Source organism: Streptomyces sp. NPDC020983, from assembly GCF_044333485.1.
Classification (GTDB): Bacteria; Actinomycetota; Actinomycetes; order Streptomycetales; family Streptomycetaceae; genus Actinacidiphila.
The window spans coordinates 111956-125996 of record NZ_JBIRRA010000009.1 but is presented as its reverse complement, the minus strand read 5'-3'; the positions used below and the strand labels follow the sequence as shown (position 1 = coordinate 125996).

Below are 14041 nucleotides of genomic sequence, written 5' to 3'. Positions count from 1 at the left end.
TGCCCGGACTACTCGTTCACCAGGAGCATCATGGAACCCTTGAGCAACGCCGCCCCCTCGCGCAGGGCCCTGCTGAGCCGAACGGCAGGTGTGCTGATGGCTGGTGCGGCACTTCCGCTGGTGGCTGCCGGGACCAGTGCGGCGCGAAGTGGTACGGACCACTCGTCGGCGCGGAGGGGAGGCCGGGCGGTGCAGAGCCTGGCCGGCGACCAGGAGGTCACCACCGCGATCGGTGCCGACGCCTGGACCTCCGGGGTGCCGTCCGCACCCGGGCCCACCGTTCCCCGCGACCACCTGGTGCAGCTGCCCGGCGCCGCCGGCGGCCCGCAGATGTTCGTCTCCAACAACCCGGAGACCTTCACCGGCACGGGCTGGCTGGCCCAGTGCGCCCGCACCACCGCCAACCGCGGCGGAGCCGCCCACCCGCTGACCGGCACGTTCCCGGTGTACCTCTACCACCAGAACGGGACCGGGCGGACGGCGTACGTGCACGTCCTCGTCTCCAACCCCGGACCGTCGCCGGTGACCGTGTCCGCGCGCGGCTCGGTGTGGACCAACGCCGACAAGCCGCTGGTGCAGGACCCGACCCAGCGGGCCGGGACCGGCCCCTGCTACGCGACCTCCCAGGACTGGGCGACCGGCGCGGTGCGGACCTACCTGCCCGCGACCGTCCTCGCCCCCGGTGCCATGGCGCAGGTGGCGCTCGTCCCGCTCACCTCGTCCATCGTCGACGGCCTGCTGGAGGTCACCGCGACGGGCGGTGGTGTCTACGTCTACACGGCGGCCACCGCCGACGGCGACACCGACGGCGCGATCAACTCGACCCAGCACGACGAGACGGCGGCCCCCGGGAACATCGCCCGGCAGACCGACACGACATACGGCCGCGAGGCCGGTGTCTACGCCGCCTCGACCTGGGACACCGGCCTGGTCGGCGTCGACGTCCCCGCCGCCGGCAGCTTCCTCGGCCTGGCGGTGAACACCACCCAGCGCCAGGTGGCCGCGCTCGACCAGACCGTGCCGGCGGTGGCGGCCCTGGCCGACTCCTCGCAGCGCAGCTGGGGGAACTACGGAATGCGCTACGCCGTCCGGCTCCAGCTCGCGAACCCCTCGCAGAGCACGCGCACGGTGGCCCTGACCTTCGGATCCAACGTCACCGCCGCCACCGACGTGCCCGGGGACACCTGGAACGGGGCCGCGACCCTGACCGTCGACGGCGGTACGCCGCAGCTCACCACCGTCTACGTCCGCCCCACCGCCCCCCGCTGCCCGCTGGGCACCTTCGTGCTGCCGCCGGGCTCCCGGACGCTGGTGGAACTGGACTTCGAGGTCCCCGGCCTCATCACCGCGGGCTCGCAACTGCTGCTCGAAAGCGTGTGACCCGCCGGGCCCCGTGACCTCCGACGGGGGCCGCCGGAGGTCACGCACGGTCCGGGTACGCGCCGCTTCGCCGCCCGGGCCGCCCCCGGAGGTGTTCCAGCCGCCGGTGCGGAAGAACGCGGTGAGCGGGCGGCGGGGGCGGCCGGGGGCCGTCGGCGGCCCCGGTCCCACGGCCGTCCCCGCCGGCCGGCGGGCGCGGTCAGGCGCCGCCGGTGCCGGTCGGTGCCGCCTCGCCGAGTACGGCGAGAGTCAGCACGTCGCCGGCGACGCCCCAGCCGCCGTCGGCGACCTCTTCGACCAGAACCATGGTGTTGGCGCGGGCGCGCTCGCCGTAGATCTCGACGTACAGCTCGGTGGTGCGGGCGACGATCTCCTCCTTCTGCTTCGGGGTGAGGGTCTTCTCGGGGACCTTGAAGTTCGCGAACGGCATGACTGCTTCTTCCTTCTCTCAGTGGGGTGTTGCGGAGGGCTGCGGACGCGGTGGCTGCGGGCGGTTCACACGATGCCGCCGTTGGCGCGGACCACCTGCCCGTTGATCCAGTGGCCGGCCGGGGAGGCCAGGAACGCGACGACCTCGGCGATGTCGGACGGGGTACCGAGCCGCTCCAGCGGGGGCTGCGCGGCCAGCCGGGCGACGGTCTCCTCGTCCTTGCCGTCCAGGAACAGGTCGGTGGCCGTGGGGCCGGGCGCGACGGCGTTGGCGGTGACGTCCCGGCCCCGCAGCTCCCGGGCCAGGATCGGCGTCAGCGCCTCGACCGCACCCTTGCCGGCGGAGTAGGCGCCGTAGTTCGGGAGGGCCAGCCCCACCACGGACGTGGAGAACGTCACGATCGCACCGCCGGGGCGCACCCGGCGGACGGCCTGCTGGACGACGACGAAGGTGCCGCGCACGTTGGTGCGGTGCAGGTCGTCGAGAACGGCCAGGTCCAGCTCGGCGACCGGCGCGGTGTGCAGCCGGCCGGCCGCGTGCACGACGACGTCGACACCGCCGAATTCCGCTTCGGCCGTGTCGAACAGGGCCGCGACGGCGTGCTCGTCGGCGACGTCGGCGCGCACCGCGATCGCCCGGACGCCGCCGGCGACGGCCTCCTTCACGGCGGCTTCGGCCTCGGCCCGGTTGCCGGCGTAGCCGACCACGACGCTGCAGCCGTCTGCGGCCAGCCGGCCGACGGTCCGGCGGCCGATGCCGCGCGAGCCGCCGGTGACGATCGCGACGCGGGGCGGGACGGTGGTCCCGTCGGGGGAAGGGGGGATGGACATGACCGGCTCCTGTGGTGGATGCGATGGGGCCGCGGTCTCGCCGTCGGCCTGCTGCGTCCCCGACGATCGGCCGGTTCGCCGCCCGCAGCCAGGGCTGCGTTCACCCAGGGGTTGCCACCCCCTGGCTGCGGCCCGGCGCGCGAGCGACCATGAGGGGGTGAACCTTCCCGAACTCGGCGCCTTCCTCAGAACACGCCGCGACCACATCCGCCCCGCCGAGGCCGGTCTCCCGCAGGGCCCGCGCCGGCGCGTCCCCGGGCTGCGCCGCGAGGAGGTCGCCCAGCTGGCAGGGCTGTCCGCCGACTACTACACCGAGCTGGAACGCGGCAGCACGAAGAACGGCGTGCAGCCCTCGGCCCAGACCCTGGCCGCGCTCGCCCGGGCCCTGCGCCTGAACGCCGACGAGCGTGACCACCTGTTCCACCTGGCCGAACGGCCGGTTCCCCCGCCGCAGCACGGACCGTCGGCCCATGTGCAGCCCGCACTCCTCGGACTGCTGGACCGGCTGTCCGACACGCCCGCGCGTGTGATCACCGATCTGCACGAGACCGTGGTGGAGAACGACCTGGCCCGGAACCTGCTCGGCGAGTCCCCGGCACAGCGCGGCCCGGCGGCGAGCTTCGTGTACCGGTGGTTCACCGACCCGCGGGCGCGTGAGAGGTACCCGGCCGAGGACCACCCGCACCACTCCCGGGTTTTCGTGTCCGACCTCCAGGCGGCTGCCGCCCGGCGAGGCCGGGACGCGGAGGTCGCGAGGACGGTCGCCGCGCTGCGCCGCCGCAGCCGGGAGTTCGCCGCCCTCTGGGACACCCACGACGTCGCGGTGCGCCGTGCGGACCGCAAGAAGATCGTCCATCCCGCGCTCGGCGTCATCGAACTCGACTGCTACAACCTGCTCAGCGAGGACGGACGCCACCGCCTGCTGTGGTTCACCGCGCCGCCCGGAAGCCGGGGGGCCGAGCAGCTGGAGCTGCTGTCCGTCATAGGAAGCCAGGACCTGGGCGTTCCCGAGGGCGCGGCACCGCGGGCCGCGGCGGAGTCCGGCTCGCGGAGCCGACCCGTGCCGCGGAGGGAGGGCCCGGCGGTGAAGGCGCGTTCCGCACCGGAGTGACCCCGGTGCGGAACGGGGGGCGGAGCGCCCGCCTGCGACCGGCTACGCGGACGCGCAGGCCCTGCCGTTGAGCGTGAAGGTGCTGGGCACCCCGTTCGTGCCCGGGGCCGAGGCGTTGTTGGTGACGGTCACGTCACCGTTGAAGGACGAGCCCCGGTCGGCCGGCCCGTAGTGGACGGTGCAGGTTCCTGCGGGGGTGGTGGGGGGCGCCGGCGGTGTTGTCGGCCGGGTCGCGGCCGTGTCCATGTACTGCGTCTCGGTGTCGCCCGAGCCGCTGCCGTACGTGAACAGGTCGTAGGAGTTGGCGCCGGCGAAGTAGGCGGTCCTGACGCCGACGCAGAAGTGCGTCCCGCACCGCTGCGCGAAGGCCGCGGTGGCTGCTCCGGCCAGGCCGGTGGTCGTCAGGAGGACGAGTCCGGCGGCCAGAACGGTGAGAACGGCGGCGAGGGCCGCCAGGGTCGTGCGTCGTGCGCTGTCTGTCGTGCGTGCTCCTTCTGAGGCACAAATGGACACGACGAGGAAGGTCCGGTGGTGCCCCGCGCCATCCTCGGCCGGGGGCGGCTCTTTGAGCTTTACCGGTTAAGTGTGAGAAAGGTGCCGGGGAGTTGAGGGTGTGTCAAGAGGTCGCGCAGGCATCCGTGTCAGCCGGGGCGTATTGTTCGGTTCCGTATTCTCCGCCTGACCATCTCGGTCAGTTTGTCCCGGTAAGGCGATACGCCGTGGGCCGGCCCCGCTCGTGGCCGCGCGGGAGTACGCGACTCCGCCGTGGTGGGCGCGGCAAAACTCAAGCGGTTTATGGACATTCAGGTACGTGGGGACTTATGTTTTGTCCGAGGACGGTGATCAGCCTGATTCCGGATGGGCTGGGGTCCATGCGCGCAGCGGAAGGTGCCGAGTGAACATGGGACGCAGGGTGACGATTCGCGACGTCGCACGCGAGGCGGGGGTGTCGTCAGCCGCGGTGTCGCTGGCTCTGAACAACAGGTCCGGTGTCTCCGACGCCACGCGTCAGCGGATCATGGGGGTGGCCCGGGAGCTGGGCTGGACGCCGAACACCGCGGCCGTGTCGCTGTCGGCGGCGCAGGTCCACACCGTAGGGCTGGTGCTGGCCCGGCCGGCCCCGATGCTCGGCCGTGAGCCGTTCTACATGGAATTCATCGCGGGCGTGGAGTCGGTGCTGCACAAGGAGGGCTACTCGCTGCTGCTCAGGCTCGTCGACAGCGTCGAGGACGAGGTCAAGGTGCAGCGGGAGTGGTGGCAGGGGCGCCGGGTCGACGGCAGCCTGCTGGTCGACCTGCAGGCCGACGACCCGCGTGTCGAGGCGTTGTCGGCCGTCGGGCTGCCGGCCGTGGTCGTGGGCCACCCCACGCTGGCCGGCCCCTTCCCGGCGGTGTGGACCGACGACGGCGTCGCCATAGCGGAGGCGGTCCGCTACCTCGCCGCCCTCGGGCACCGCCGCATCGCGCGGGTCGGCGGCCCGGAGGCACTGGGGCACAGTGCCATCCGGACGAGGGCGTTCCTGGGCGCGGCGGATGAACTGGGCCTCGACGACGCCAAGGTGGTGCCGACCGACTTCTCGGGTGACGACGGGTCGCGGGCCACCCGCTCGCTGCTGACGTCCGTCCGGCGGCCGACGGCGATCGTCTACGACAACGACATCATGGCCGTGGCGGGGCTCGGCGTGGCGACGGAGATGCGCCTCGCCGTTCCCGCCGACCTTTCGCTGCTGGCGTGGGACGACTCGCAGCTGTGCGAACTGGTCCGGCCCCGGCTCTCGGCGATGAGCCACGACGTGTTCCGGTTCGGCGCCCAGGCCGCGGCGCTGCTGTTCGAGGTGCTCGCCGGGGGCGACACGGCGTCCAGGCCCGCCGTCGGGCCGGTTCTGGTGCCGCGGGAGTCCACCGCTCCGCCCGCGTCCTGAACCGGCCCGCCGGACGAGCCGGCTGCCGGGCCCCCACGGCCCGGCAGCCGGCTCATTTCGTCGCGCCCTGGGTGAGCCCGTTGTAGATGAAGCGCTGGAGGAAGAGGAAGACCACCAGCGTGGGGACGATGACCAGGACCGCTCCCGCGCAGATGTCCTGCCATTCGGCGCCGAAGGGTCCCTTGAACCTGTACAGCGACGTGGAGATGGTTCCGAGTTCGTCGGAGGGCATGTAGAGGAAGGGGTAGTAGAAGTCGTTGTAGACCAGGATTCCCTTGACGATCACCACGGTCGCGACGGCCGGTTTGAGCAGCGGCATGATGACGGTCCAGTAGATCCGCAGCGGGGACGCGCCGTCGATGCGCGCCGCCTCGTCCAGCGACACCGGGATCGACCGCATGAACTGGAGGAATATGTAGATGGACACGATGTCCGTGCCGGTGTAGAGCAGGATCGGCGCCCAGCGGGTGTCGAAGAGGCCGAACGTGTTGATCACCTGGAAGGTGCCGACCTGCGTCGTCACCGAGGGAACGAGGGTGGCGACGAGGAACGCCGCCAGGATCGGCCCGCGGAAACGGAAGCGGTAGCGGTCGATGGCGTAGGCGGCCATGGAGCCGATCAGGACGCTGCCGGCGACCGAGAACACCAGGATGAAGAGGGTGTTGGCCATTCCCCGCAGCATGTGCCCCTGGACGAACGCCGTCCTGTAGTTGGAGAAGTTGAACCAGTCGTGCGGCGGTGTGAGGGCGCCGCTGCCGTTGGCGATCTCCTTGTGGGTCTTCAGTGACGTCAGGAGCACGGCCGTGAGCGGGAGCAGGACCACGAGGGACGCGAGCACGAGCGACAGGTACTTCAGTGCCGGAGCGGCGACCCGCCCGGACAGGCTGCCGCGGTCGGCGGAAAGGCGGGTGTTGCTCATGCCGGATCGGACCTCTCCTCGGGAACCAGAATGCGCTGCACCCAGGTCACCAGCAGTACGAAACCGAGCAGGACCACGGCCATCGCCGAGGCCAGACCGGTCTTGTTGAATTCGAAGTTCATCTTGATCGTCTGGATGACGAACGTCTCGCTCTTCCCCGATCCGCCGGTCATGACGTACGGGATCTCGAACACCGCGAGCGAACCGGAGATGGCGAGGATCGCGCTCAGGCCGATGAGGGGACGGAGACTCGGGGCGATGATGAAGCGGAACTGGTTCCAGCGGTTCGCGCCGTCCAGTTCGGCCGCCTCGTACAACTCGCCGGGAATCGACTGGATACCGCCGAGGAAGAGCACGAAGTTCAGGCCCGTGTAACGCCAGACGGAGACCCCGGAGAGCGAGATGTTGACGAGGTCGGGATTTCCGAGCCAGTAGTGCTTGCCGTGGACACCGAAGGCTGAGAGGACGGTGTCCAGGGTGCCGCCCGACTGGAAGAAGTAGAGGAAGACGAAACCGATGGCGACACCGTTGATGAGGTAGGGGAAGAACAGGATCCCCTTGAACAGGTTGCGCAGCCTGGTGCTGAAGCTGAGGACGGTGGCGAAGTAGATGGCCACCGCGAGCTGGAGGACCGACGCGACCAGGTAGTAGATGCTGACGTAGAAGACCTGGAAGAGCTCGGGGCGGGTGAAGATCTCGGTGTAGTTCTTCAGCCCCACCCACGCCTTGTCCGGGCTGACGCCGTCCCAGTCGGTGAAGCTGTAGCTCACCATGTTCGCGATGGGGACGTAGGTGAAGACGACCAGGAAGCCGACCGGCAGCACGAGGAACAGCCACGGGGTCAGCCGCACCGACCAGGGGCCGCGGGGCCTGCTCGGTTTCGCGCGCCGGCGGCGCGGCGGGCCGGGCGGACGGGCGGCGTCCGGGGACGCCGGGCCGGAAAGGGTACGGGTGTCGCTCATGGGCGTGGCTGCTCCTTGCTGCTTCGGACGCGTGCTGCGCGGGGGACGGCGCCCGGCCGTCCCCCGCGTGCGTGGGTCACCGCGCGGTGGCCGCCGTTCGGCGGTCACCTGCGGGCTCACAGGCCGGCGGTCTGCTGGCCCGAACGCCACTTCTCGGACAGGTCGGCAAGGATCGAGTCGAGGCTTCCGCCGCCGGCGCCGCGGGCGGCGTCGATGAGCTTCTGGCGGTAGTCCGGGGTCTGCAGTCCGACCTCGGCTGCCTTGTCGATGTCGTTGACCTGCTGCGTCTTCGCCTGGCTCTCGATGACCATCTTGGCGCCGGCCGCCTGGAAGGGCTGGAGGATCTCGGGCAGCGCGCTGCCCTTGACGGAGGAGATGCCGGAGACCGAGGTGGCGTACCCGGACTTGTTCAGGACCCAGTCGATCCAGGCCCGCGCCGCCGCCTTGTGCGAGGAGTGGATGTTGACCGCGTACTTGTAGTCCGGGGCCTCCACCGGGCAGTACCTGCCGTCGATCTGCTCGGGGAAGGGCATGTAGCCGATGTCGGCCGGGTCGGCACCGGCCTTCTCGGCGGCCTGCTGCATCTGCGGCACCGACCAGGTGCCCAGCCACATGGTGGCGGCCTTCCCGGTGGCCAGCAGGTTCTTGGAGTTCTCCCAGTTGGTGGTGGTCGGGTCGTCCTCGGACAGCTTCCGGTGCACGATGTCGTAGAGCAGCGTGTCACCGGTCCGCAGGTCGCTCCCGGCCTTCCACGGGTCCTGGATGGCGAGCTTGTCGTTGGCCTCCGGGTCGCAGCTCGCCGAGCCGACGATGTTCGTCCAGGCCGTCAGCGGCCAGCCGTCCTTGTAGTTGGTGTAGTAGGGCGTGGCGCCGGTCTTGGACTTGATCAGCTTCAGGTCGTCGAGGAACTCGTCCGGAGTGGTGGGCCACTTGGTGACGCCCGCCTGCTCCCAGACCTTCTTGTTGTAGACGAAGCCGTTGGCGGAGGCGAAGGAGACCAGGCCGTACACCTTGCCGCCCACCGTGCCGGAGTCGACGAAGTCGTACGTGCGGGTGAGGTCGGCGGAGCTGCCGAGCGGCGCGAAGAACTTCGGGTAGTCCGTACGGGCGACGGCGGCGGGGATCAGCAGGACGTCACCGTAGTTCTTGGTGTTCATCCGGATCTTGACCTCCCCCTCGTAGTCCGTCAGGCCCTGGAACTTGACGTGGACCTTCGGGTAGGCCTTCGTGAACTCCGCGGCGTACTTCTTCATCGTGCCGTCGCCGATGAGGTCCGTGCGGTTCGTCAGCACCGTGATGTCCCCGGAGACCGTCGAGGGGTCGGACGCGGCCGTCGCCGCGGCGTTCGACGTCGACCCCCCGCCCGACGACGAACACGCCGTGCCCACGACTGCGACGGAGGCCGCCAGAGCCACCGCCGACAGGACTCTTCTGCGCATGTATCTCTCCTGTTCACGCCCGCACACGGGCCCCTGACCCCAGCGCTTAAGCGCTTTAGTTGGTGGGAAGACTTGCATGAGATTTTCGGAGGGTAAAGCCCCGGAATCTTCCTCGATACCTAACCGTTACATGTCTTGTATCGACACATGGCGGTAGACCAGCGTCTACCAGCGCAGATTGTGACTGGACCGCTTTAGTCCGCGCGCGCGAGGGCGGCCGCGCCCACCAGGCCGGCGTCGGAGCCGAGGGCCGCGGTGGTGAGGGTGAGCTCGGCGAAGGGCAGCGGCGCGTAGCGCTCCATGTAGCGCCTGATGCGAGGAAGGAGCAGGTCGGAGGCCTGCATGACACCGCCGCCGAGTACGGCGACCTCCAGTTCCAGCAAGGTGGCGCAGCCGGCGATCCCGGCGGCCAGGGCGCGCGCCGCCCGGTCGAAGGCTTCCCGTGCCGGCGGGTCTCCCGCGCGCGCCGCTTCCGCGACCGCGGCCGTGGTGGGCGCCCCGCCCTCCGGCGGGCGCCAGCCCGAGTGCAGCGCGCGGCGGGTGATGGCCTCGCCGGACGCCAGCCGCTCCAGGCACCCGGACGAGCCGCACGGGCACTGCTCGCCGTCGAGGTCCACCGTGACGTGGCCGAGGTGGCCCGCGTTGCCGGTGGGTCCCAGGCGCACCTGCCCGTCGAGGACCAGGCCGGCCCCCACGCCGGTGGAGACCACCATGCACAGGGCGTTCCGGTGCCCCCTGGCGGCGCCGTACCGGTGTTCGCCCGCCGTCATCGCGACCGCGTCGCCACCGAACCGGGTGGGCAGCCCGGAGAGCTCCGGGAGCTCGGAGAGCGCGGTGAGCAGCGGATATTCCCGCCAGGCCGGGATGTTCACCGGGCTCGCGGTGCCCCGTGCGCGGTCGACCGGCCCGGCGCTGCACACCCCGAGGGCTCCGACGTGCTGCCAGTCCTCGTGGCGGGCGAGGTCGCGCAGGCAGGCGACGACCGCGGAGCGGACGTCCTCCGCCCCCGCGGTGCGCGGGGTGGGCCGCTGGGCGCGGGCGGTGAGCGTCCCGCCGGGGTCGACCAGTGCCGCGGAGATCTTGGTGCCGCCTATGTCCAGGGCGGCGGTCAGCGGACCGCCGCGGTGCGTGTCCGGGGGGTGTCCGAGCATGGCGAGGCCTTTCCGGGATGCGGGTGCGGTGTGCCGGGGCGGCGTACGGGCAGGCGGCCGGCCCGGCGCACCGGCATGTCCGCGGCTGGTGTGTCTAGACCGCTTCACTTGCCGGGACAGCATAACTAGACCGGTTAATAGACATCCATGAATCGCCCGATTACATTGGCGCGCAGCCAGCCGGTGCGGCGCCGTTTCGGCCGCCCCTCCGGAGGGCTGTCGCCTGCCCAGGCCCTGGAGCCGCGCGACGCCACGGACCGGCGGAACCCGGCCCCGCGGCGGGACGGACACCGGGCCCTTCGTCGCCCTGTCGTTTCCCTTGGAGTCCTCATGCTGGTCGAATCAGCCCTGCCGCATCCCTGGTCGGTGCGGATGCACACCCCGCCCGCGGACGGCGGCCTGCCGGTGGCGGCGGTACGGGACACGGTGTTCGCCGCGCAGGTGCCGGGCTGCGTGCACACCGACCTGCTGGCGGCGGGTGTGCTGCCCGACCCGTACCTGGACGCCAACGAGCACGCCGTGGCGTGGGTGGGGCGGAGCGCGTGGCAGTACGCCACCCGCCTCGACGGCTCGGACGGCTCCCACGAGCGCACGGACCTGGTGTTCGAAGGCCTGGACACCTTCGCCGAGGTCCGCCTGGGCGGCAGGACCCTCGGGCGCACGGCGAACATGCACCGCTCCTACCGCTTCGACGTCACCGCCGACCTCGCGGCCGGGCCGTCCGACCTCGTCGTCACCTTCGACTCCGCCTACACCGCGGCCGAGACCCTGCGCGACGAACTGGGACCCCGCCCCAACGCCTATCCCGAGCCGTTCAACTACGTGCGCAAGATGGCGTCGAGTTTCGGCTGGGACTGGGGGCCGACCCTGGTGACCGCCGGTGTGTGGCGGCCCGTACGCGTGGAGAGCTGGAGCACCGCCCGGCTCGCGGTGGTCCGGCCGCAGGTGACGGTGCGTGACGGCGACGGACGGGTGACGGTCGGCGTCACGCTGGAACGCACCGGCGCGGGCGAAGGGCGTCCCCTGCGCCTGGTCACCGCCGTCGGGGACCACTGCGCCGAGATCGCCGTCCCGGCGGGGGAGTCCACCGCCGCCGGCACGCTGCACGTGCCCGGCCCGGAGCTGTGGTGGCCGCACACCCTCGGCGCTCCCCGCCTCCACGACCTGGAGGTCAGGCTGGAGGACGCCGGCACCGGAGAGGTCCTGGACCGCTGGCGGCGCAGGGTGGGCTTCCGGACCGTCGAACTCGACACGTCCGAGGACGAGGCGGGGAGCGCCTTCACGCTGCGGGTCAACGGGATCCCCGTCTTCGCCCGCGGTGTGAACTGGATCCCCGACGACGCCCTGCCCGCCCGGATCACCCCGGAGCGCTACCGGACCCGCCTGGAGCAGGCCAGGAAAGCGAACGTCGACCTGGTCCGGGTGTGGGGCGGCGGGATCTACGAGGACGCGGCCTTCTACGCCGCCTGCGACGAACTGGGACTGATGGTCTGGCAGGACTTCCTCTTCGCCTGCGCCGCCTACCCGGAGGAAGGGCCGCTGCCCGCCGAGATCGAGGCGGAGGCGCGCGAGAACGTCGTCCGGCTCATGCCGCACGCCTCCCTGGTCCTGTGGAACGGCAACAACGAGAACCTGTGGGGCCACGAGGACTGGGACTGGAAGGAGCCGCTGGCCGGTGCCACCTGGGGGCGCGGCTACTACCTCGACCTGCTCCCGCGCATCGTCGCCGAACTCGACCCCACCCGGCCGTACTGGGCCGGGTCGCCGTGGTCGGGCAGCGAGGACATCCACCCCAACGACCCCGCGCACGGCACCACCCACCTGTGGGAGGAGTGGAACCGCCGCCCCTACACCGACTACCTCACCGTGGTACCGCGCTTCGTCGCCGAGTTCGGCTGGCAGGCCCCGCCCGCCTACGAGACCGTGCTCCGCTCCGTCAGCGACCGGCCGCTCACCCCGGACTCGCCCGGCATGCTGCACCACCAGAAGGCCGAGGACGGCAACGGCAAGCTCGCCCGGGGCGTCGCCCCGTACTTCGGCGAACCGGCCTCCTTCGACGCATGGCACTACCTCACCCAGCTCAACCAGGCCCGGGCCGTCGCCGCCGGCATCGAGCACTGGCGGTCGCACTGGCCGCTGTGCGCGGGCAGCGTCGTCTGGCAGCTCAACGACTGCTGGCCGGTGACGTCCTGGGCGGCCGTCGACGGCGACGGCCGGCCGAAGCCCCTCTACTACGAGCTGCAGCGCCTCTACGCCGACCGCCTGACCGTCCTGCGCGACACCGCGGACGGCGCGGTGCTCACGGTCGTCAACCAGGGCGCGCGGCCGTGGGCGGCGCGGGCCGAGGTCGCACGGGTGCGCGCCGACGGCACGGTCACCGCGCGTGCCACGCTGCCGTTCGAGGCGGCGGCGCGGTCGGTGGTGCACCTGCCCCTTCCCGGACGGCTCACCCAGGACGCCGACGCGGGCAAGGAGTTCTGGGTCGCGGACTGCGAGGGCCTCAGGGCCGTCCGGTTCACCGCCGCGGACAAGGACTTCGCCTACCCCGAGGCGCGCTTCGCCGTCGAGATCTCCGCGGCGGACGCCGCCGGCGGGGAGGACGGCGCCGTGCGGATCACCGTGACCGCCGCGACCGTCCTGCGCGATCTCGTCCTCCAGGCCGACCGGCTCGCTCCCGGCGCCGTGGCCGACCGCGGGCGGGTCACGCTGCTCCCCGGCGAGGAGGCCGTCTTCCGGGTCACGGGGTGGGACCGGCCCGGCGAGGCCGCGGCGCGGGCGGCACTGTTCTGCGTCAACGCGGGGCCGGACCGGCGGGCGCGGTGAGCGTCCCACCGGGCCGTCGCTCCGTCACGATCCAGGACGTCGCGCGGCGGGCGGAAGTCTCCAGGAGCGCGGTGTCGCTCAGCGTCAACGGCAGGCCCGGGGTCTCCGCGGCCACGCGGGCGCGGGTGCTGGCGGCGGCCGCGGAGCTCGGGTGGAGTCCGAACCACTCCGCCCGCGCTCTGCGCGGGGTCCGCGACACGGCCGTCGGCCTCGTGCTCACCCGGTCGCCACGGGAGCTGGGCCACGAGCCGTTCTGGACGCACTTCATCGCCGGGATCGGCGAGGGGCTCGCGACGACCGGCCACGCGCTCGAACTGTGCCTGGCCACCGGCGTCCGGCACGAGATGCAGGTGTACCGGCGGTGGTGGCTCCAGCAACGCGTGTCCGGCGCGATCGTGGTGGACGTGCGGCACGACGACGAGCGCCTGCCGCTCCTGCGCGAACTGTCCCTGCCCGTCGTCGTCGCCGGGCCCCCGCACCTCACCGGCGGACTGCCGGCGGTGTGGAGCGGCGACGACGCCTGCATGGACACCCTCGTGCGCCACCTCGCCGCGCTGGGCCACCGGCACATCGCCTGGGCCGCGGACGACTCCCTCCTCCTCGGCCACACGACGGTGCGCACGGAGGCCTTCTCCGGAATCTGCGCGGAGCTGGGCGTGGAGGCCGTCACGGTGGCCCAGGGCGCGGGCGGCGACCTGGCGCGGGTCACCCGGACGCTGCTCCTGGGAGCGAAGGCCCCCACCGCCGTGATCTACGAGAGCACGATGGCCGCGATCGCCGCTCTCGGCGTCGCGAAGGAGCTGGGAGTCCACGTACCGGACGGGCTGAGCATCGTCGCCTGGGACGACTCCGCCCTGTGCCGGATCACCCGGCCGCCGCTGGCCGTGGCGCGTCACCACCTGCACGACTACGGGGTACGGGCCGCCCGGAGCCTGCTGCGGGTCATCGGGGGCGCCGGCCCGGAGCCCGTCCCGCCCGCCGCCGCGACCGTACGGCCGCGCGGGTCGACGGCCGTGCCCCGGCGCCCCGGCCCCCTCTTCCGGCCCGGAACGCGGGACGGAGCCTGACCGGGGCA

Annotated in this window: 12 protein-coding genes; 5 read left to right on the top strand and 7 right to left on the bottom strand. The window is 72.1% G+C overall.

Features of this window, described 5'->3' with window-relative positions; all coding sequences use genetic code 11:
* Window positions 1-189: 189 nt before the first annotated feature.
* A complete protein-coding gene (locus ACH4SE_RS21575) occupies window positions 190-1380 on the top strand; it encodes a DUF3370 family protein (protein WP_398545028.1) in 1191 nt (396 codons plus the stop codon).
* A gap of 199 nt (window positions 1381-1579) precedes the next feature.
* Here the strand turns inward: ACH4SE_RS21575 and ACH4SE_RS21570 are convergent, their stop codons facing one another.
* Together ACH4SE_RS21570 and ACH4SE_RS21565 are read right to left on the bottom strand one after the other, a co-directional pair.
* Window positions 1580-1810: a tautomerase family protein gene (locus tag ACH4SE_RS21570; protein WP_398545027.1), complete on the bottom strand. Its 231-nt coding sequence runs from the start codon at window positions 1808-1810 to the stop codon at window positions 1580-1582.
* A 65-nt stretch (window positions 1811-1875) separates the two neighbouring features.
* Window positions 1876-2640 (bottom strand): SDR family oxidoreductase, encoded by a 765-nt coding sequence (locus tag ACH4SE_RS21565; protein ID WP_398545026.1) that lies wholly within the window; start codon window positions 2638-2640, stop codon window positions 1876-1878.
* Window positions 2641-2797: 157 nt separating this feature from the next.
* Here ACH4SE_RS21565 and ACH4SE_RS21560 point away from each other — a divergent pair, with 157 nt between their 5' ends.
* Window positions 2798-3751 carry a helix-turn-helix domain-containing protein gene (locus ACH4SE_RS21560; RefSeq protein ID WP_398545025.1) on the top strand — a complete coding sequence of 318 codons (954 nt, stop codon included), beginning with the start codon at window positions 2798-2800 and terminating at the stop codon, window positions 3749-3751.
* A 42-nt stretch (window positions 3752-3793) separates the two neighbouring features.
* Here ACH4SE_RS21560 and ACH4SE_RS21555 read toward each other — a convergent pair whose 3' ends face one another.
* A complete protein-coding gene (locus ACH4SE_RS21555; protein WP_398545024.1) occupies window positions 3794-4264 on the bottom strand; it encodes a hypothetical protein in 471 nt (156 codons plus the stop codon).
* 388 nt (window positions 4265-4652) lie between these two features.
* Here ACH4SE_RS21555 and ACH4SE_RS21550 point away from each other — a divergent pair, with 388 nt between their 5' ends.
* Window positions 4653-5672, top strand: coding sequence for a LacI family DNA-binding transcriptional regulator (locus ACH4SE_RS21550; RefSeq protein ID WP_398545023.1), 1020 nt, complete (start codon window positions 4653-4655; stop codon window positions 5670-5672).
* Between the two features lie 52 nt (window positions 5673-5724).
* On the opposite strand, the gene ACH4SE_RS21545 is transcribed toward ACH4SE_RS21550, so the two are convergent.
* The 4 genes from ACH4SE_RS21545 to ACH4SE_RS21530 all read right to left on the bottom strand — a co-directional run bounded on the left by ACH4SE_RS21545 (window position 5725) and on the right by ACH4SE_RS21530 (window position 10143).
* Window positions 5725-6591: a carbohydrate ABC transporter permease gene (locus ACH4SE_RS21545; RefSeq protein ID WP_398545022.1), complete on the bottom strand. Its 867-nt coding sequence runs from the start codon at window positions 6589-6591 to the stop codon at window positions 5725-5727.
* Entirely contained in the window at window positions 6588-7553 is a 966-nt protein-coding gene (locus ACH4SE_RS21540) for a carbohydrate ABC transporter permease (protein WP_398545021.1), read from the bottom strand. Before ACH4SE_RS21540 ends, ACH4SE_RS21545 begins: the two co-directional genes overlap by 4 nt.
* A gap of 116 nt (window positions 7554-7669) precedes the next feature.
* Window positions 7670-8992, bottom strand: a complete 1323-nt coding sequence (locus ACH4SE_RS21535; protein ID WP_398545020.1) for an ABC transporter substrate-binding protein — start codon at window positions 8990-8992, stop codon at window positions 7670-7672.
* A gap of 194 nt (window positions 8993-9186) precedes the next feature.
* Window positions 9187-10143, bottom strand: a complete 957-nt coding sequence (locus tag ACH4SE_RS21530; protein WP_398545019.1) for an ROK family protein — start codon at window positions 10141-10143, stop codon at window positions 9187-9189.
* A gap of 330 nt (window positions 10144-10473) precedes the next feature.
* Between ACH4SE_RS21530 and ACH4SE_RS21525 the strand changes: the two genes are divergently transcribed.
* The gene (locus tag ACH4SE_RS21525; protein WP_398545018.1) at window positions 10474-12966 is read left to right on the top strand and encodes a glycoside hydrolase family 2 protein; all 2493 of its coding nucleotides are present in this window, start codon (window positions 10474-10476) and stop codon (window positions 12964-12966) included.
* Entirely contained in the window at window positions 12963-14033 is a 1071-nt protein-coding gene (locus ACH4SE_RS21520; protein ID WP_398545017.1) for a LacI family DNA-binding transcriptional regulator, read from the top strand. The genes ACH4SE_RS21525 and ACH4SE_RS21520 overlap by 4 nt, the downstream gene beginning before the upstream one ends.
* Window positions 14034-14041: the final 8 nt, after the last annotated feature.

Coding starts and splice junctions, on each gene's coding strand:
- ACH4SE_RS21570 (WP_398545027.1), bottom strand. CDS start 1,810: ATGCCGTTCGCGAACTTCAAGGTCCCCGAGAAGACCCTCACCCCGAAG.
- ACH4SE_RS21565 (WP_398545026.1), bottom strand. CDS start 2,640: ATGTCCATCCCCCCTTCCCCCGACGGGACCACCGTCCCGCCCCGCGTC.
- ACH4SE_RS21550 (WP_398545023.1), top strand. CDS start 4,653: ATGGGACGCAGGGTGACGATTCGCGACGTCGCACGCGAGGCGGGGGTG.
- ACH4SE_RS21545 (WP_398545022.1), bottom strand. CDS start 6,591: ATGAGCAACACCCGCCTTTCCGCCGACCGCGGCAGCCTGTCCGGGCGG.
- ACH4SE_RS21540 (WP_398545021.1), bottom strand. CDS start 7,553: ATGAGCGACACCCGTACCCTTTCCGGCCCGGCGTCCCCGGACGCCGCC.
- ACH4SE_RS21535 (WP_398545020.1), bottom strand. CDS start 8,992: ATGCGCAGAAGAGTCCTGTCGGCGGTGGCTCTGGCGGCCTCCGTCGCA.
- ACH4SE_RS21530 (WP_398545019.1), bottom strand. CDS start 10,143: ATGCTCGGACACCCCCCGGACACGCACCGCGGCGGTCCGCTGACCGCC.
- ACH4SE_RS21525 (WP_398545018.1), top strand. CDS start 10,474: ATGCTGGTCGAATCAGCCCTGCCGCATCCCTGGTCGGTGCGGATGCAC.